The organism is Methanothermobacter tenebrarum, assembly GCF_023167465.1.
Lineage (GTDB): Archaea > Methanobacteriota > Methanobacteria > Methanobacteriales > DSM-23052 > Methanothermobacter_A > Methanothermobacter_A tenebrarum.
On the sequence record NZ_AP025698.1, the window covers coordinates 420093 to 437041 of the forward strand.

Below are 16949 nucleotides of genomic sequence, written 5' to 3' on the forward strand. Positions count from 1 at the left end.
GGTAAACCCAACAGACACAAACAGAAGTATATATCCGCCAACCGAATAACTGGCACCGAACTGGGACAAACCCCCAAGCCATGAGAAAACCCCTCTACAGAGTATCAGCAGATCCTCATCATCGAAGCACTCAACAAGGGGATAGTTCATAGGTAGATAACTAGAAAGGTTGGATTGGCAACATGTTTGAAGGGTCCATTAAAATCAAGGATAAGAACATACCATGTACTTCACTGGGGACAGCACCATTTGCAGGTTTAACATATTTTGGTCATAGATCCCGCCTATACCAGATAGACCTTTATAATAACCCTGAGAACATCCAGAAGATCATCAGGAGATCCTATAATCTTGGGGTTAGGGCCATACAACTCATACCCGAACCCCCGGTTATCAGGGCATTAACCGGGGCTGTCGAGTCGGGTCTAGATTTCACCATCATAGGAACCATAAGGGCTGGGAGATTCCAGGAGGATCTTAAGCTCCTTTTAGACTTGGAAGCAGACGCCATCCTATTAGACGAAGAATACACTGATAAATTAGATACATGGGAATTAGCGGACCTATTAGATTCTATAAATGAAACTGGTGTAGTATGTGGCCTTATAACAGGTTTTCCAAGGAATACCACGAGGAAACTTCTCGCCTCTGATATACTAGACCTTTTTGACATCTACATGATACCTTTAAATAAACTTGGATATATGATGGATTTTCCCAGTTTTTTAGAGGATGAAAGAAGAGAACTAGAAGAGATGATACTAGACACTGGTAAGTTTATCATGGCACATAAAATATTAGCTGCTGGCATATTAAAGCCCGATGAGGCCTTTGAATTCTTGGAGAGTGTGGATTATATTGACATGGTTAGTATAGGTGTTGCATCCATTGAAGAGGCCGAAGAAACATTCACTTTGCTCTTTGAATACTAATTGTATTCTCTCCTCTCGGCTATTATCTTCAAGAATTCCTTTGAACTTTCTATTTCATCTATTTCCCAATCCTTGATTACTGGTATGCCCTCAAAGGATTCTCTGATCCTAGGATTTTTCAATATAAAAACAGCATCTGATCCCGTGACCAATGATATGTCTTTTAATGGTACGACCATCCTCTTAAGGGTTCGAGTATCCCTATTCTTTTCAAGATCTGCTATAACTGTATCCTCAAACTTCATATCCTTGGCAAGAGCATCAAATGGCGCCTTCCGGGTTTGAACCACGCCAAAGCCTAGTTCAACAAGTTTCTCAGCCCGTTTATCGGGCTTTTTCTCCATGATGTCCTTGTCAGGTTCAGGTATCTTGAAAAGGTCAATTGAGAGTATTATCTTTATGTTCAGTATCTCTTCTAGTATCATCGCAGTTTCAGGGGAGGCTCTTACAAGGCCATTCTCATACTTGTAGATGGTCTCCCTTGATACGTGGGCTAGATCTGCCAGGTCCTTTAGTGACATATTATATTCTTCTCTAACCTCCCTTAGGGTGTTACCGTCTATCTGCACATAATATCCGCCCCTGTCAGCGAAAACCTCCGGGTGATGGCCTTCCATGATCATGTTCTTCAATGTTTCAAGGGCTATGACTGGTATGCCATGTCTTTCGTATACTACATCCTCTTCAAGGTAGTCTGTCTTGGATTTTAGGCCTATGATGAGTGGTGCTGCCAGGAGGGTGTAGGCAACCTTTTTTATCTCATGAGCTTGTAAACTATTAATAGAATCAATATTAACGAGTACTTTTAGTAGGAGAAGTAAGAGTTTCTTCCTTGCTAGGAGGTCAAAGCAGCTCCTCTCATAGATATGGGATACCTTAAACCCATGTGTTGCAAGTATATTGTATAATTCTTGGAGTATTTCTTCCCTTTTCATGACGCTGTTCAATTAAACCACCAAAGGGGGTGTAAAAGCATGCTACATGTAGGTATCGATGATACAGATTCTCCCAGTGGAATGTGCACTACTTATATTTCATGTTTAATAATCGATAAACTTAAGGTTTGCGGTTATACCATAAAGGGTTATCCTAGATTGATAAGGCTCAACCCATTCACCCCCCATAAGACGAGGGGTAATGGGGCTGTTTCATTTAGATTAGAGGTCCGAGAGGAGGATGAAATCAAAAAGGTGAAGGATGTGGTGTTGTCTCTTGTATCAAGGCTTTCTGAGCTTAAAAATGATGATACAAATCCTGGGGTTGTATTCTATGAAGGTGAAATCTCTGAAAGCCTGGAAAGATTCGCCCTCGATGCCATAAGACGAATACTAACCATAGAAGATGCTAAAAGGTTGGCTGATAAAATCGGAGCCGAAGTTTATGAATACAAGAATGGCAGGGGCATCATAGGCGCATTAGCAGCCATCGGATGCCCATTACCCGATAAGACCTATGAGCTTATAGCTTATCGTTCACCTGAAAATTATGGTAAAAAAAGAAAAATCGACAAAGAATCTGTCAAGAGAATGGATAAAGAAACTTATCCTGAAACATTTGACAATATCGACGATGATTATATAGCTATAGAACCCCACACCCCATGCCCAATCCTCTATGGTATAAGGGGCGAATCCCCCAAGGCCCTTATAAGAGCCCATCAGATGATAAAAGTTGGAGAAAAGATCGAAAGATACTGCATATTTGAAACCAACCAACATACTGATCAACATATCCAAAAAGTCGACAGCATATCCCAGATGAGACAATTCAGCTGCTATCTTGTCACAGGCGAAGTCAAAGACATGCCCAGAATAATCGAAGGAGGACATGTATTCTTCACCCTCAAAGATGATACCGGGGAGATAGAATGCGCAGCCTATGAACCCACAAAAGACTTTAGGAAAACAATAATGAAATTAAGACCAGGGGATAAAGTGAAAGTATTTGGTGGCATAGGAGTCCACGGAACCCTAAATATCGAAAAGATAAAAATAGAACACGTAAAACCGCTAATAAGGTATGAAAACCCCATCTGCTCCTGTGGTAAAAGGATGAAATCAGCGGGAAAAAACAAAGGATTTAAATGTCCAAACTGCGGGAAAAAATCGGATGACCAGAAAATCCCAAAAAGAATCCCAAGATCATTAAAGGAAGGATACTATGAAGTTCCAACCTGCGCAAGACGCCACCTCTCCAAACCACTCATAAGGATGGGGATAAAGGGATGCTCATAATAGAAGATGAACCCCTTATCAATCCCCAGGGAGCATCCCATTATCAAAAAAATATCCTTATATCATAATCTCCTAATAATATATGGGTGCATAACCATGATTCCAAGGTGTATGAGCACACAACATCCTGATAATGTAAACCCACCATTCTTCGCATCAAGCCCACTTCTTAGTGGTGAGGATGAAATAAAAGAAGCATACTATGTATTTTCTCATCTTGGATGTGACGAGCAAATGTGGGATTGCGAAGGTAAAGAAGTCGATAACTATGTCGTGAAAAAACTCCTTGCAAATTATAAATCATTCTTCCAAGAAAACATACTAGGAGAAGATTACAGATTAACCCTAAGAGTCCCTAATCCCACAATAGAACGTGAAGAGGCGAAAATACTACTCGAAACCCTTGAAAGCATACCCCGCTCATATGATACGGCCACACTATTCTATGGCATGGAAGTAGCCCCAGTCTTTGAAGTTATACTACCAATGACCTCATCCAGCACATCCCTTAACCGCATATACAACTATTATAAAAAATTTGTAGTCGAAAAACAGAATTTTTCACTTGGGGATGTGACAATAAAAGAATGGATAGGAGAATTCAAACCCCAAAGCATAAACGTAATACCACTCTTCGAAGACTATGATGGGATGCTATCAGCAGCCAATATAACCAGAGAATATCTAGATGGGAAAAACATCCACCACCAGAGAGTGTTCTTGGCACGTTCAGACCCGGCCATGAACTATGGGATGATATCAGCCATAATCCTCAATAAAATAGCCCTTCAAAACTTTGAAGAACTCGAAAAAGAAACAGGGATAAGAATCTATCCCATAATAGGCATGGGCTCAGCACCCTTCCGGGGAAACCTAAAACCATCCAATGTAGACAATGTCATAAAAGAATATCCAAACACCTACACTTTCACGTTACAATCATCCTTCAAATATGACCATCCACCACGAGAAGTTATCAGGGCCGTTGACAAGCTGAAATCGAAGAAACCAGGCAAAGCACATGAAATAGAAGCCGAAGTCGCGCTTGAAATCATGCAAAAATATTGTAGAGAATATCGTCGCCAAGTACTGAAACTCGCAGACACAATAAACCAGGTAGCGAAATACGTGCCCAAAAGAAGGAAAAGGAAACTCCACATAGGACTCTTCGGCTATTCAAGGAGCATCGGGAAAGTTTCCCTGCCAAGGGCCATAACCTTCACAGCAGCCCTCTATTCCATTGGAGTGCCACCTGAAATCCTAGGCTTTAACGCACTCTCTGATAAAGACATTGAACACCTCCACGAAATTTACATAAACCTTGAAAAGGACATGCTAGATGCCCTCAGATACATGAACCCTGATTCACCCTATCTAGAAGATGAACTACACTGGAAAGTCAAAGAACACTTCCAGGATATAGAATATGACATAAAACACAAAAAACTAGTTGATGATATAAACAAGAGCTTATCACTTGGCCAGATAAGGATAATCCAGACCAGGATCCTCGAAGCGGCAAGCCTAAGGAGATTTCTTGGATAAAAAACCCCAAAGGGTAGTGGATAGGGACCTGCCGCGACTAATCCTTTTAACTTTATCAGCGTCGGCGGGGAAGCCCCCAGAGGCGATGAAAATATAAGCTATAGTTATACGGGGCTGGGACAGTCACCAGACCAATGAGAAAACCCCTCTACATGGTATCCCGGCAGGTTCTCATCATCAAAGCACCCATACGATAGGGTGAAGGTAATTCACTGATCCATTGCTCCTAAGCCCCCACACAAAGGAGGGGGGATACAGCAAGTGGAGGCGTGTATGGGAGATGGTTAGAAAAATTTTACAAGCATGAAATCCCCTTGGGTAATGTGAAGCAGTTCAACCGGAGGATAAAAAATTATATATAAGAGATGACAAGAACTATGAAATAGGATGCTGGACCGGGACAACCCCCATAGCAGAAAAACCTCCAACCCATATGATCCCCCAACTGGAAGGGTAATTAGAGGGGCAAGTCTCCCCCACCACTAGATAGTTCACATAGAACCAATAACACAATCAAGGATATGAGACAGCGGGGCCGTGAACCCAGCCAGCACAAAGCTAAGAACTTCGAGTACTATCTAAATACTGGAAGCCCCCCATTATCCAATGGGGTGATTCACGAAAGTAGGATAAGCTCTTATAGTCCCGTGGGGTAGTGGCAATCCTGATGGGCTCTGGACCCATCGACAGCGGTTCGACTCCGCTCGGGACTATACAATCTTCCTTTTTATACAAGTTTTCATAGTCCCGTGGGGTAGTGGTAATCCTACCGGGCTTTGGACCCGGTGACAGCGGTTCGACTCCGCTCGGGACTATCATCACATACTTTTTTTTGAAGGTTATAAAAATGGAGAGACTCCTCATAGTAGGTGCGAATACAAGGCCTGTTGCAGAGGCAGCATATAACCTTGGATTCAAGGTTTATTCTGTAAGTTATTATTGTCCAAGAGATTTCAATTCTTATCATAAAAGAAGGTGCATACTAGAACAGGAGCCTCTAAAATCCTCAGGGAGGTTCCATGAGAAATTCAGACCATCAGATCTTAAACTTTTGGCCGAGGACTTTCTAGATGAAATTGACAAGATCATAATTTTAAGTGGAGGTTCCCCTGAAGATTTCCCCTCCAGAAAAATCCTCGGTAACAAGAAGACGCAGAAAATAGAAGACAAGTACAAGTTATATAAGAGGTTGCGTGGGAAATTCAAAGTCCCAGAGACTTACAAGTTGGATGATATAGAGGAAGCATGGGAGATACAAGAACAAAAACCAGAAAAAAGATTCCTAATAAAGCCTTTAACAGGCTCTGGGGGTTTTGGGGTCTCCCCCATATCAGATTATAAGGGAAAGCCTATGGGTCCTTTCATCCTCCAAGAATTTATTGAAGGGTTACATTTAAGCGCTTCCGTACTCTCCACCGGCAAGGATGTTATGACAATATTCACGAGCAGACAATTAATAGACACCAATATTAGAGGATGGGAGGATAATCTCATATATGCTGGGAATATAGTGCCTGCACCCTATCCTGAAATTAAAAAGGTAGGAGAAGATGTGATCAAAAGCCTGTCACTTCTAGGATCAAATGGTGTTGACATGGTTTTATCCTCTGATGGTTTATATGTGATTGAAGTTAATCCTCGCATACAGGGCACTTTTGAATGTGCCTGGCTCTCCCTTGGCATTAACATGTTATCCGCCCATATCAGCGCCTGTGAAGGCGAACTTATAAATGAACCTCAAAGGAAAAAGTATACAATAAAAAGGATAGTCTACGCCCCTTGCAAGTGTCAAGTTGGGGATCTTAACCTTCCAAGGGTATATGATATACCCTGTGATGGTTCCATAATAGAGGCGGGCGAGCCGCTGGTAACTTTACTCGATTCGCATGAAAATCTCAACACCCTCCGGGGGAATATCAAGGATAGTTTTGAACAAGTTATTGGGAGATTAAAAATTCTAAAGAGGCGCCCTTATTATACCCAGGAGTACTAGTATGAATATGATGAGTCCTATTACTATTAATATCCTTGTAAGTATCATACCCCATGTTAATATGAGGAATATTTTAGCTCTCCTATCCGGGTCCTTGAGGTATTCTTCAATGGGGTCCCTGCTCATTTAATGCCCCCCAGGTTGTTTACGAGGAAAATATATTGAGTTGTAGTTGGGAGTTCTCTTCTTAGAATCTTAATCTCAGGATTATAAATGTGTATCTCATCTGGTATATCATATTCGTCTATTTCTCTTCCTATAATCTCTGAGACTATTTTAACTTCTAGTTTCCCTTTTATCCTCGCACCAGAAATTGTCGCGTCTATTTCTATGTATATGGGTAACCTGAGACGTTCCTGTTCGTCCTCGGAGAGTAATGAGGCTATAAATTTAAGTTCAGCTGTCTTGAACCTGTGTCTGCTCCCATCTGCCCCGATCACGTGGGGTTTTTCCTCTCCTAAAAGTTCCTTGAGGGTTTTCCTCTTCCTTGGCACATGCCTGTTAAGGATGACAATCTGCTTCTTTATAAGCCTTTCAGTTCTATCCATCTCATCTCTCATCACAATATATTAATATCTTATAAAATATCAAAATAACTACTGGGGGATGTTAAGTTGGATGTTGATATTGAACAATGTAGAGAAAATGATAAAATAAAAGAGCTTATAAGTACAAGCGGGCTCCCGATAAAGTATATCAAGATCCTTTTGCGCTTGGCTGATGCTATATACCTTAATGCAATAAACTACAATGTCAGGATAGAAGATGGAGAAGTTTCAATTATCCTTGTCTCATCCAAGGGCGAAGACAACTTCGGAAGATTCATCACAAGCGCACTTACAAATGTATTCTATCGTATCCGAGAATTAGAGAAGAAACACGAAGACATACACACAAAATGCATAATACATGATGACATCCTTGAAATCCAATTTAGATTCACATAGGCTAGATAAAAATGAGATTGGAATATTATCACAAGTTAATAAAAGAGGTTGGAGACCTGGAAATTGACACTTCCACGCCTTCAAAGTCCCGGAAAACATTAATGGAATTGAAAAGGAAGAAGAGGATCCTTAGAAGGTTAAAAAAGAAGCTGATGAAGGATATAATGAACATTGAAGTGGATTATCTTATAAAGAGGATAGCCATCCGCCGGGAAATAGAAGACTATGAAGCGAATCCATCACTACTCAAAAGGTTAACGGGAAAAGACTCCCACACTCTAAGACTAAAAGCATTAAAGAAGATTGAAAAGGATCGAGAAACCAGGATAAAACCCTACAATGAGATTAGAGAAGAGATAAATAAACTACTTAACGAGATTGATGATATCATAATGGAACATGTCAGTCCAGGAAGTCGCGTAAAAGAGAGATTCAACCCACAGAATTTAGATAGGGGGGGTCAAAGCCCCCAAACAATCCCATCAATTGTAAATGGGGTGTTAATGGGTTAATTCTATTGGTAAAAGTATCAGGACGCCTAGAAGGTCATTCTTTTTTATCTCACCACTTAAAGCCGCTACAAAGGTTGCATGGTCCGCGCTTCGCTCCATGCTAATAGGTAGAGGCACCTCCTCTCCAGCTGCGATCACATGACCCAATCCATGGGTTGCATAGGCACACAAGTAAACTATGTGGTTGCTGGGTATCCTGATCCTCTTTATCTTGATGGGTTTTACTTCTCCCGCCTTCACTTTCACATTTTCAGCTGCAAGTATAGCCCTCAGGTGACCATAAATCTCAGCATCTACTAATCTGAAATCAACTAGTTCCTTCGCGTATTTTTCAGTTGCCCTTTTAACCTCGCCGAGTCTTGTTAATATCCTGACCATTACTCCATCTCCATGGATTCTTTAATCATCTTCAATCTCACGAAATTCTCTCTTTCCATCTCCTCTAACCGCATTTCGATGTAATTGACCGTATTCTGCAATCTTGGTATAATTATGTTTTCAAGGGCGTTAACCCTCCTCTTTGTGGATTCTATCTCCCCAGCGAGCAACCTTACACTCTTTTCTATCTCCCCCAATTCTACTATGAGGGATACTGACTCCTCAAATTTCTTAGCAGCCTCGTCAAGTTTAACAGAAGTATCCACTAGACCATATCCCCGCTCTACCATGGACCTTTCCGTTGACTCTATATCCACTACTGGGACAACAACACCCATTATATTCCTGGAGTCGATTTCAACCTTGATAAACTCTTTAACCGCCATGGCAGCCTTATTAACGGCCATGTCACCCATCATTATCTGCGCTTCCGTCAAGTCCTTAAATGCATCCTTCAATTTTTCCTCGACCCTTTCTCGGGCCCCCCTAACCCTCTCTAGTATGTTGAAGAATTCCATGATGAGGGCGTTCCTTTTTTCCTTTAATAGGTTATATCCCTTGACAGCGAGCTTTTCTCTCTGTTTAAGTTTTAGAAGTTCCATCCTAGTTGGGTTGATCCCTTCGATTATTTCCTGTGCCAAAATTTATCCCCCCATAAAAGGTAAAAGATGTCTTGGGGGTTTATTCCCCTTTTGGTAAGTATTTGTCGATGTGCTCCTCAGCCACTCTCTTGAGTTCCGCGCGTGGTAATATGCTTAGAAGCTCCCAGCCAAGGTTGAGAGTCTCCTCGATTGATCTATCCTCGTCACGTCCCTGGTTTATAAACCTTTTTTCGAATTCATCGGCAAACTGCAAGTATTTACGGTCCCTGTCAGTTAATGCTTCTTCACCCACCACGGCAACTAGGTCGCGAAGGTCTCGACCCTCTGCATATGCAGAGTATAATTGGTCTGAAACTCCACTATGATCCTCTCTGGTCCTCCCCTCTCCTATACCACCGCTCATAAGCCTTGATAGTGATGGTAGAACATCTACTGGTGGGTATATACCCTTACGGTGGAGTTCGCGGCTGAGCACCACCTGGCCCTCTGTAATGTAACCTGTGAGGTCTGGTATTGGATGTGTAATATCGTCTTGTGGCATGACCAGAATTGGCATCTGGGTTATTGACCCTTTCTTGTCGATTATACGCCCTGCTCTTTCATAGATGCTTGCAAGGTCTGTGTACATGTATCCAGGGTACCCTCTCCTACCAGGGACTTCCTCCCTGGCAGCTGATATCTCCCTTAAAGCTTCACAGTAATTTGTCATGTCAGTGAGGATGACGAGAACGTGCATATCATGTTCGAATGCGAAATATTCAGCTGTTGTGAGAGCCATCCTCGGTGTGATTATACGTTCAATGGCAGGGTCGTCTGCAAGGTTCATGAATACTGTTACGCGTTCAAGGGCGCCGGTTTGTTCAAAATCTCGCATGAAATAATTAGCCTCTTCGTGTGTTATACCCATGGCCGTGAATATGACTGCGAATTCGCTCTCTTCTGTAAGGACTTTTGCTTGTCTTGCGATTTGGGCTGCCAGTTCATTGTGTGGCAATCCTGAACCTGAAAAGATGGGTAATTTCTGTCCCCTGACGAGGGTGTTCATCCCATCAATTGTTGATATACCAGTCTGGATGAACTCTGCAGGGAATGCTCTTGCTGAGGGGTTTATTGGATAACCGTTAATGTCAAGTTCTTTTTCTGGGATGATCTCCGGGCCACCATCTATGGGTTTCCCCGTACCGTCGAATATGCGGCCTAACATGTCCATTGAAACGCCTATCTTTGCTGTTTCTCCTGTGAAGCGTATTTTTGTTGTTTCAGTGTTAAGGTCGCTTGTACCCTCGAATACTTGTACAACGGCGATGTCTTCTCGCACTTCAAGTACCTGGCCCCTTCTTTTTTCGCCAGTTGGTGTTTCAATTTCAACGATTTCACCATACGCTGCTCCCTCAACGCCTTCCACTATCATCAGGGGCCCTGACACTTCACTTACTGTGGTGTATTCGCGGGTTTTAATATCTACTTTCATCTTAACACCTCATTACATTGTTGGACGATCTTCTCTTCGATTTCTTTGATCCTTTCATCAAATTCGTCTTCTGGTATGTATTTCATACGTCCAATTTCTTCTTTAACTGGAAGGTTTACAAGGTCTGCTGCTGGGGCTCCTCTCTCTAGTGCTTCTGTGGCGTGTTCATGGAATTTCATTATAGTTTTAAGCATCTTTAACTGTTTCTTTGGCGAGCAGTAGGTGTCGACTTCATGGTAGGCGTTCTGTTGGAGGAAGTCTTCACGTATCATCCTCGTGGTTTCGAGGGTTATTCTTTCCCTGTGTGGTAGCGCGTCGGGTCCTACAAGTTGCACCACTTCTTGGAGTTCGGCTTCTTTTTGGAGTAGTGCCATTGCATTATCCCTTGTGATTCTCCATTCTGGGTCGACGTTTTTAGCCCACCATCTTTCTATGCTGTCAATGTATAGTGAATAGCTTTGGAGCCAGTCTATGGCTGGGAAGTGACGTTTATCTGCAAGTGAAGCGTCAAGTGCCCAGAACACTTTACATATTCTTAGGGTGTTCTGTGTAACTGGCTCTGAGAAGTCCCCGCCTGGTGGGGATACTGCGCCTACTATTGATACTGATGCTATCTTGTCCTCTGTACCGACTGTTATGACTCTGCCAGCTCTTTCATAGAATTGGGCGAGTCTTGATGCGAGGTATGCTGGGTAGCCCTCTTCTCCGGGCATTTCCTCGAGTCGTCCTGAGATTTCTCTCATGGCCTCGGCCCATCTTGATGTTGAATCTGCCATGAGGGCGACGTCATATCCCATGTCCCTGAAGTACTCAGCGATGGTTATACCCGTGTATACACAGGCTTCCCTTGCTGCTACTGGCATGTTGGAAGTGTTTGCGATGAGCACGGTCCTGTCCATGAGTGGTTTTCCAGTTTTTGGGTCTTCGAGTTCTGGGAAGTCCTTCAGGACTTCTGTCATCTCATTACCTCTCTCTCCACATCCTACATAGACTATGATGTCTGCGTCGGCCCACTTAGCTAATTGTTGTTGGGTTACTGTTTTTCCTGATCCGAATGGTCCTGGTATTGTTGCTGTTCCACCCTTTGCCACTGGGAAGAATGTGTCCTGTGCTCTTTGACCTGTTATGAGTGGCACGTCAGGGTCTAGTTTCTTCTTGTATGGTCTTGGTTTTCTAACTGGCCATTTTTGCATCATCTGGATTTCTTCTGTGCCGGTTTCTGTTTCTACTTCTGCTATGGTGTCCAGTACTGTGTATTCTCCTTGTGGTTCTATGCTTTTCAGCGTCCCTGAAATATTTGGTGGTATTGTTATCTTGTGTGTGACTGCTGAGGTTTCTTGGACTTCTCCGATGATGTCTCCGCCTTGTACTCTTTGTCCGGGTTCTGCCAGTGGTTTGAATTCCCATTTTTTGTCCTTTGGGATTGGGGGTACGTCAACGCCTCTTTGTATGTAGTCTCCTGTTAGTACTTTGATGTTTTCTAGTGGTCTTTGTATACCGTCGAAGATTGAGCCGATGATCCCTGGGCCTAGTTCTACTGAGAGGGGGCCTCCTGTGCTTTCTACTGTTTCTCCTGGTTTGATTCCTGTCGTTTCTTCGTAAACTTGAACGGTGGCCGTGTCACCTTCAAGTTCTATGATTTCTCCTATTAGTTTTTCTTCACCTACTCTTACCATCTCATACATTTGGGTTCCTCTCATTCCTTCCGCGATGATAACGGGACCTGCGACTTTAATAATTCTTCCTTTCTTTATCATTTTACCAACTCTATTCCAATTACTCTTTTGATAAGCTCTCTTAGGGGTTCTACTCTTTCTTCAGAGGGACCGTATTTGTCGGGTATTTCTATTATGATTGGTAATGCGCGTGATCCGGTGGTTTCATCAATAAATTCTCTCAATTCGTCACCAATCTTTTCTGTGATGATTATAATAGAAGTCTCCTTTTTTATAAGGTCTCTGATGATCTTCTCGGCTTCTTCTGGTGTTTCCACGGCGTGTCCTTCTTTTATACCGGCTAATCTGAAGCCTGTTACGGTGTCTGAATCTGCGACTACTGCTATTTTTGCGCTCATATTAACATCTCCTTAAGTAGGGGTTGGGAGAAGCTTGGTTCCCTTTTACTGCGGGCTATCACTTTGAGGTTTTTGATTTCAGCCTCCTTTCGACTGAGGAATGTTATTATTGGACCTACACCAAGGGGCCTTTTTAGTGCGAAGGTTCTTGCGGTCTCATTGATATATTTTTCCAGCGCTCTTTCGAACGTGGCTAGTGATCTTGTTTCTTCGTATTCTGGGAGTGCTTCTGCGAGTACTGGACCATAGTCTGTGCCCTCTAGTTCGCTTATTATCCCTTTTATGTTCTCTGCTTCCATGAGGTATTCTAGTTTCCATTCGGGTAGCTGGTAACCTTCTATTATGTAGGGGCTTATGTCCTCGTATTTGAGGTTGTCGGCCTTTGCACGGAGTATTATTTTGAGGTTTGTGGCGTCTATTTGCGCGCCGAAGTATGTGCGGAGTATCTCAGTATCTTCTTTTGGGATTGATACTTCTTCTAGAACTTCTAGGAGGGTTTCCATGTAGTATTTATCGAGGGCGGCCTCAAATGGTAATAACATCCCTGTTTTCTCATAATCTGGGAGGGCTGCTTCGAGTATTGGACCATATTCTGTGTCCTCGAAGGCTGTTATTATATCCTCAACTGTTTTAAGTTCTGTTAACTTTTCTAGTTTGTCTTTTAATTCGCCGAATGGTATCAGGAGGTCCAGTGTCTCCTCCGGGCTCAGACCAGTATCTTTGGCTGTTAGGAGACTTTTTATGTTTTTGATGTCCCATTTTTTAGATTGTACCTCGAATACTCTTTTCAGCCTTTTTGGTACTATTTCTGTGATTAACTGGTAGATTTCTGCAAGTTGGCTTTCAAGGGCTTTTTCTATAGGGTACTCATCTATGTATTTTGCATAATCTGGGAAGCCCCTTAGGTAATTTTTGAACTCTTTAAGGTTTTCAGTTTCCATGACCTCTGTAAGTTGTCTGTCTGTGAATAAACGCCCCATTCTTGCTCTCACTCTTGCAGTGGGATATGCGAATGGTACAACGTCCCTGAGAAACCTTATTGTAGGTACTACTATGATGATGGCTCCTGCAGCTGCCACTATACTTATCAGCGCCTTTAGGATGGTGGGGCTGTCAATCATGTGTGATCTCTCCCTTTTTTAATCAAAGAGGATTTTTGCCACCTCTGAACGCAGAAGCTTTTCGAACCTTGAAAGTCTCGCCTCGATTGTATTGTTGACTTCTATTCTCCCGTCCTTGGTTTTGACTATGGCTCCTCCAATGGTCTGTATGGGTTCACCAAGTTCTAGGTTGGTATCTTTGCCCGTGGCTGACTTAACATCCTCTGCGATGGAACTTAAGTCCCTTATCTTCTCTTTATCATCCTCCTTGACGTGGACTAACAGTTCTCCTCCCCCGATCTCGGTGGCGGCTTCCTTTATAATATCCTTTAATGATTGGATGTATCTTTCATCATTACTAGTCGCTATCCTTTGTAATTCTTCTTCAGCCCTTTTGAATGCCTCGGTGATTACCTCTTCCCTCGCCTCCAGTTCCGCCCTTCTAGCCTTCATTTTAGCCTCTGATATTACCTGGTGGTATTGCATCCGCGCCTGTTTCCTGGCATTTTCTAGTATTTTCTCCTTTTCAATAGCTGCTCTCCTTTCACCATCTTCTATTATGGATCCTGCCTTCTTTTCAGCTTCGCTGATTATTTTGTTAGCATTTTCCTGGGCCTCGGAGATTATGCTGGAGACAATCTTGTCCACTCCAGGGTCCATCTATTTAGCCTCCTCCCATAACGCCACCAACTAGCAAGAGTATTGCTATAAGGAATCCGTAGATAGCTTGGGTTTCTGGCAGGGCCGTGAATATAATACCCCTCGCGAACATTTCGGGGTTTTCAGTAACTGCACCTACACTCCCTGCTGCTACGTTTCCCTGGGCTATAGCTGATCCGAAACCTGCAACTCCTATAGCTAAACCTGCGCTCAGGGCTATGATACCACCTGTTGTACCAAGTGCTTTACCGCCGGCTAGGATTCCTGAGAATACTATAACTAATATTCCTATAAGGAATCCGTAGATAGCTTGGGTTTCTGGCAGGGCCGTGAATATAATACCCCTCGCGAACATCTCAGGTTTTTCTGCAACTGCACCTACACTTGCAGCTGCTACGTTTCCCTGAGCTATAGCTGATCCGAAACCTGCGAATGCTATAGCTATTCCAGCTCCTACAGCCGCTAAAGCTGTTCCTAGTGTAATCTCAACCATTCTTTTCACCTCTCTATTTTGGTAAGTTTTCTTTCAGCACTAAATGGGTCGAATTTTCTCTTTGCTCCCATGAAGAATTGGGAGAAAAACTCCACATAATGTAAACGGAGTGAATGTATGAAAGCGCCGAGACTCTGGAATGTGTCATTGGCAATATGGCCAAATACGAATATTATGGGTGCTAGGGCCACTCCAATTACTGGTATGAGGTTGGCGCATATCTCTGTGACAATATTAACTGTCATGGCCATACCCCCAGTGGATAAACAAAGGGCTAACAGTCTTGAATATGATAGTATGGTTCCTAGGAATCCTGAAGCGTCGATGAGACCGAATAGTCCATTATAGTAGACTAATAGTATGATTCCTAGTACTGCTATACCACCCCCACCTACCATTAATGGGAATATATTGAATAGCCAGCCTAGGGCAGCTAGGAGTATGCCCAACTCGAGTATGAGCCATACTATCTGTGATCCCATGGCCTCGCGGATGTTACCCATTTTTATATTGTTCCTTGCGCCAACTATAAGTCCAAAGTTTATATGTAGCACACCCGCGATTAGGGCCATTAAGAGGACGTTCTGCGGTTCTTTAAACGCATCTACCAATGGTATTACTGTTGGGAGGTTTATGTGAAAGAATCGTGGGAAGAAGTCGCCTAGGAATCCGTTTGTAACCATTCCGAGGATGAATGCCCATAGACCGCATGCCATGAATATTATGCCGAAGCTTCTCATAAACTTGTTAACCTTCCCAGGGCCCTTATATAATATGAATCCGACCAGGGCATCTATTATCCCATAGAATGCGTCTGTAAGGCAGAAGCCGAAGAAAAATGGGAGTACTATTGCCATGAAAACTGTAGGGTCATATTCATTATATTTTGGGGGTGAGTACATTTTTATGAATGTTTCGAAGGGTTTCGCGAATCTTGGGTTTTCGAGGAGTATTGGCACTTCATCGTCAGGGTTTGGTTTTTCACGTTCAATAACGCAATGTCCTTCGCTTGCCTCTTTAATTATCTCTTCGGCCTTTTCACAATCCTTTAGGGGGGTCCATGCTTCTAGCATTACGGTGTTTTCTGTTTCGCCGAAGGCTGCGTATATTTCGTTTCTTTCCTTTTCGATTGTAAGTTGTTCTTTGAGTATGAGGAGTTCTTCTTCCCATTCATTTTTTATCTCTTCCACTTCTTTGATTGTGGCTTTTCTTTCTTCGTGGATTTCTTTGAGTCTTTCCCTGGATTTTTGGATTACTTCTGAGGGTTTGCCCTTGAGACCTGCTATTTCAAATCTTTCAAGGTCCATCCGCCTTAGTAGTGTTGCTATGGCGTCTTCGTGTTCTTTTAATGTTATTATGAATACTTTTCTTTCGGTTGGGGGTTCTGTTTCCACGTCAAAGATTGCGAATTCGTCTGTTATCTCTTTTATCTTCTCGGGCGCCTTTTTGAACTTTTCGATGGGCATTTTCCCTACGATGGCTGTTATGTACTTGGATTCTTCTATATCGGTAAAATCAATATCAAAATCGACCAGTTTCTCCCAGAGGCTGATCGTGGATTCTAAATCTCCTTTTTCCGCTTCTAATTGGTTTAATTTACTTTCCAGGGATTTTATCCTTGTTTCAACCTTTGATAATTCATCTTCTGCCTTTTTTATCAATGATTCCGAGTCTAATTCTTCTACTTTCCTCTTTTTTGGGATTGGGGGGTTGAGGAATTCTTTTATAACCTCTTTCATCTTTTTTTTCCGGGTTATCAGTGTATTCATGAAATCTATTATACCGGTTGTTCTCATTAGGAGGGATGCTATTCTCGTAGTCTGGGGTGCGGGTTTTGAAGGTTTTAATAGTTGGGCCCATTGTGGGTCTTCCTGTATACGCTCTGATATGTTGTCTATTTGTGTTATTCCTTCTTCGTGCAAGAATCGGATCACGGGGTCGGTATACTTCTCAAAGGTTATAATTTTAAGTTTACGCATCCTTGCTGGTAGAAACATTTTACTCAACT

Annotated in this window: 18 protein-coding genes and 2 tRNA genes; 8 read left to right on the plus strand and 12 right to left on the minus strand. The window is 42.7% G+C overall.

Annotated elements, in window-relative coordinates; translation table 11 throughout:
- The first annotated feature begins 182 nt into the window (after positions 1 to 182).
- Positions 183 to 932 carry an aldo-keto reductase family protein gene (locus tag MTTB_RS02335; RefSeq protein ID WP_248564914.1) on the plus strand — a complete coding sequence of 250 codons (750 nt, stop codon included), beginning with the start codon at positions 183 to 185 and terminating at the stop codon, positions 930 to 932.
- On the opposite strand, the gene MTTB_RS02340 is transcribed toward MTTB_RS02335, so the two are convergent.
- On the minus strand, positions 929 to 1867 hold the full coding sequence (locus MTTB_RS02340; protein WP_248565252.1) for a transcriptional regulator: 939 nt from the start codon (positions 1865 to 1867) through the stop codon (positions 929 to 931). The two genes, MTTB_RS02335 and MTTB_RS02340, sit on opposite strands and share 4 nt — an antisense overlap.
- A gap of 39 nt (positions 1868 to 1906) precedes the next feature.
- Between MTTB_RS02340 and MTTB_RS02345 the strand changes: the two genes are divergently transcribed.
- The 5 genes from MTTB_RS02345 to MTTB_RS02365 all read left to right on the plus strand — a co-directional run bounded on the left by MTTB_RS02345 (position 1907) and on the right by MTTB_RS02365 (position 6704).
- The gene (locus MTTB_RS02345; protein WP_248564915.1) at positions 1907 to 3166 is read left to right on the plus strand and encodes a tRNA(Ile)(2)-agmatinylcytidine synthase; all 1260 of its coding nucleotides are present in this window, start codon (positions 1907 to 1909) and stop codon (positions 3164 to 3166) included.
- 96 nt (positions 3167 to 3262) lie between these two features.
- Positions 3263 to 4711 (plus strand): phosphoenolpyruvate carboxylase, encoded by a 1449-nt coding sequence (ppcA, locus tag MTTB_RS02350; protein WP_248564916.1) that lies wholly within the window; start codon positions 3263 to 3265, stop codon positions 4709 to 4711.
- A gap of 641 nt (positions 4712 to 5352) precedes the next feature.
- Positions 5353 to 5424, plus strand: a tRNA-Gln gene (locus MTTB_RS02355).
- 30 nt (positions 5425 to 5454) lie between these two features.
- Positions 5455 to 5526: transfer RNA gene (locus MTTB_RS02360), tRNA-Gln, on the plus strand.
- A 32-nt stretch (positions 5527 to 5558) separates the two neighbouring features.
- Positions 5559 to 6704, plus strand: coding sequence for an ATP-grasp domain-containing protein (locus tag MTTB_RS02365; RefSeq protein ID WP_248564917.1), 1146 nt, complete (start codon positions 5559 to 5561; stop codon positions 6702 to 6704).
- Here MTTB_RS02365 and MTTB_RS02370 read toward each other — a convergent pair.
- On the minus strand, positions 6669 to 6830 hold the full coding sequence (locus tag MTTB_RS02370; RefSeq protein ID WP_248564918.1) for a hypothetical protein: 162 nt from the start codon (positions 6828 to 6830) through the stop codon (positions 6669 to 6671). The genes MTTB_RS02365 and MTTB_RS02370 overlap by 36 nt on opposite strands.
- Positions 6827 to 7252 carry a DUF61 family protein gene (locus MTTB_RS02375; protein ID WP_248564919.1) on the minus strand — a complete coding sequence of 142 codons (426 nt, stop codon included), beginning with the start codon at positions 7250 to 7252 and terminating at the stop codon, positions 6827 to 6829. Before MTTB_RS02375 ends, MTTB_RS02370 begins: the two co-directional genes overlap by 4 nt.
- Before the next feature lie 66 nt (positions 7253 to 7318).
- Here MTTB_RS02375 and MTTB_RS02380 point away from each other — a divergent pair, with 66 nt between their 5' ends.
- Entirely contained in the window at positions 7319 to 7651 is a 333-nt protein-coding gene (locus MTTB_RS02380) for a hypothetical protein (RefSeq protein ID WP_248564920.1), read from the plus strand.
- Positions 7652 to 7668: 17 nt separating this feature from the next.
- Positions 7669 to 8163: a hypothetical protein gene (locus MTTB_RS02385; RefSeq protein ID WP_248564921.1), complete on the plus strand. Its 495-nt coding sequence runs from the start codon at positions 7669 to 7671 to the stop codon at positions 8161 to 8163.
- On the opposite strand, the gene MTTB_RS02390 is transcribed toward MTTB_RS02385, so the two are convergent.
- The 9 genes from MTTB_RS02390 to MTTB_RS02430 are packed head-to-tail and all read right to left on the minus strand — an operon-like array spanning position 8152 to position 16938.
- The gene (locus MTTB_RS02390) at positions 8152 to 8541 is read right to left on the minus strand and encodes a DUF22 domain-containing protein (protein ID WP_248564922.1); all 390 of its coding nucleotides are present in this window, start codon (positions 8539 to 8541) and stop codon (positions 8152 to 8154) included. The two genes, MTTB_RS02385 and MTTB_RS02390, sit on opposite strands and share 12 nt — an antisense overlap.
- Positions 8541 to 9182 carry a V-type ATP synthase subunit D gene (locus MTTB_RS02395; RefSeq protein ID WP_248564923.1) on the minus strand — a complete coding sequence of 214 codons (642 nt, stop codon included), beginning with the start codon at positions 9180 to 9182 and terminating at the stop codon, positions 8541 to 8543. The genes MTTB_RS02390 and MTTB_RS02395 overlap by 1 nt, the downstream gene beginning before the upstream one ends.
- 40 nt (positions 9183 to 9222) lie before the next feature.
- Positions 9223 to 10614: an ATP synthase subunit B gene (locus MTTB_RS02400; protein WP_248564924.1), complete on the minus strand. Its 1392-nt coding sequence runs from the start codon at positions 10612 to 10614 to the stop codon at positions 9223 to 9225.
- Positions 10611 to 12371 (minus strand): ATP synthase subunit A, encoded by a 1761-nt coding sequence (locus MTTB_RS02405; protein ID WP_248564925.1) that lies wholly within the window; start codon positions 12369 to 12371, stop codon positions 10611 to 10613. The genes MTTB_RS02400 and MTTB_RS02405 overlap by 4 nt, the downstream gene beginning before the upstream one ends.
- Positions 12368 to 12688 carry a V-type ATP synthase subunit F gene (locus MTTB_RS02410; RefSeq protein WP_248564926.1) on the minus strand — a complete coding sequence of 107 codons (321 nt, stop codon included), beginning with the start codon at positions 12686 to 12688 and terminating at the stop codon, positions 12368 to 12370. Before MTTB_RS02410 ends, MTTB_RS02405 begins: the two co-directional genes overlap by 4 nt.
- A complete protein-coding gene (gene ahaC, locus MTTB_RS02415; RefSeq protein WP_248564927.1) occupies positions 12685 to 13809 on the minus strand; it encodes an ATP synthase A1 subunit C in 1125 nt (374 codons plus the stop codon). The genes MTTB_RS02410 and ahaC overlap by 4 nt, the downstream gene beginning before the upstream one ends.
- Positions 13810 to 13827: 18 nt before the next feature.
- On the minus strand, positions 13828 to 14448 hold the full coding sequence (locus MTTB_RS02420) for a V-type proton ATPase subunit E (RefSeq protein WP_248564928.1): 621 nt from the start codon (positions 14446 to 14448) through the stop codon (positions 13828 to 13830).
- A gap of 4 nt (positions 14449 to 14452) precedes the next feature.
- Positions 14453 to 14941, minus strand: coding sequence for a V-type ATP synthase subunit K (locus tag MTTB_RS02425; RefSeq protein WP_248564929.1), 489 nt, complete (start codon positions 14939 to 14941; stop codon positions 14453 to 14455).
- A gap of 5 nt (positions 14942 to 14946) precedes the next feature.
- Entirely contained in the window at positions 14947 to 16938 is a 1992-nt protein-coding gene (locus MTTB_RS02430) for a V-type ATP synthase subunit I (RefSeq protein WP_248564930.1), read from the minus strand.
- Positions 16939 to 16949 lie beyond the last annotated feature (11 nt).

What these genes read in the sequence shown, in the direction of transcription:
- MTTB_RS02335 (WP_248564914.1), top strand. Translation starts at nt 183, where the DNA reads ATGTTTGAAGGGTCCATTAAAATCAAGGATAAGAACATACCATGTACT.
- MTTB_RS02340 (WP_248565252.1), bottom strand. Translation starts at nt 1,867, where the DNA reads ATGAAAAGGGAAGAAATACTCCAAGAATTATACAATATACTTGCAACA.
- MTTB_RS02345 (WP_248564915.1), top strand. Translation starts at nt 1,907, where the DNA reads ATGCTACATGTAGGTATCGATGATACAGATTCTCCCAGTGGAATGTGC.
- ppcA (WP_248564916.1), top strand. Translation starts at nt 3,263, where the DNA reads ATGATTCCAAGGTGTATGAGCACACAACATCCTGATAATGTAAACCCA.
- MTTB_RS02365 (WP_248564917.1), top strand. Translation starts at nt 5,559, where the DNA reads ATGGAGAGACTCCTCATAGTAGGTGCGAATACAAGGCCTGTTGCAGAG.
- MTTB_RS02370 (WP_248564918.1), bottom strand. Translation starts at nt 6,830, where the DNA reads ATGAGCAGGGACCCCATTGAAGAATACCTCAAGGACCCGGATAGGAGA.
- MTTB_RS02375 (WP_248564919.1), bottom strand. Translation starts at nt 7,252, where the DNA reads ATGGATAGAACTGAAAGGCTTATAAAGAAGCAGATTGTCATCCTTAAC.
- MTTB_RS02390 (WP_248564922.1), bottom strand. Translation starts at nt 8,541, where the DNA reads ATGGTCAGGATATTAACAAGACTCGGCGAGGTTAAAAGGGCAACTGAA.
- MTTB_RS02400 (WP_248564924.1), bottom strand. Translation starts at nt 10,614, where the DNA reads ATGAAAGTAGATATTAAAACCCGCGAATACACCACAGTAAGTGAAGTG.
- MTTB_RS02405 (WP_248564925.1), bottom strand. Translation starts at nt 12,371, where the DNA reads ATGATAAAGAAAGGAAGAATTATTAAAGTCGCAGGTCCCGTTATCATC.
- MTTB_RS02410 (WP_248564926.1), bottom strand. Translation starts at nt 12,688, where the DNA reads ATGAGCGCAAAAATAGCAGTAGTCGCAGATTCAGACACCGTAACAGGC.
- ahaC (WP_248564927.1), bottom strand. Translation starts at nt 13,809, where the DNA reads ATGATTGACAGCCCCACCATCCTAAAGGCGCTGATAAGTATAGTGGCA.
- MTTB_RS02420 (WP_248564928.1), bottom strand. Translation starts at nt 14,448, where the DNA reads ATGGACCCTGGAGTGGACAAGATTGTCTCCAGCATAATCTCCGAGGCC.
- MTTB_RS02425 (WP_248564929.1), bottom strand. Translation starts at nt 14,941, where the DNA reads ATGGTTGAGATTACACTAGGAACAGCTTTAGCGGCTGTAGGAGCTGGA.
- MTTB_RS02430 (WP_248564930.1), bottom strand. Translation starts at nt 16,938, where the DNA reads ATGTTTCTACCAGCAAGGATGCGTAAACTTAAAATTATAACCTTTGAG.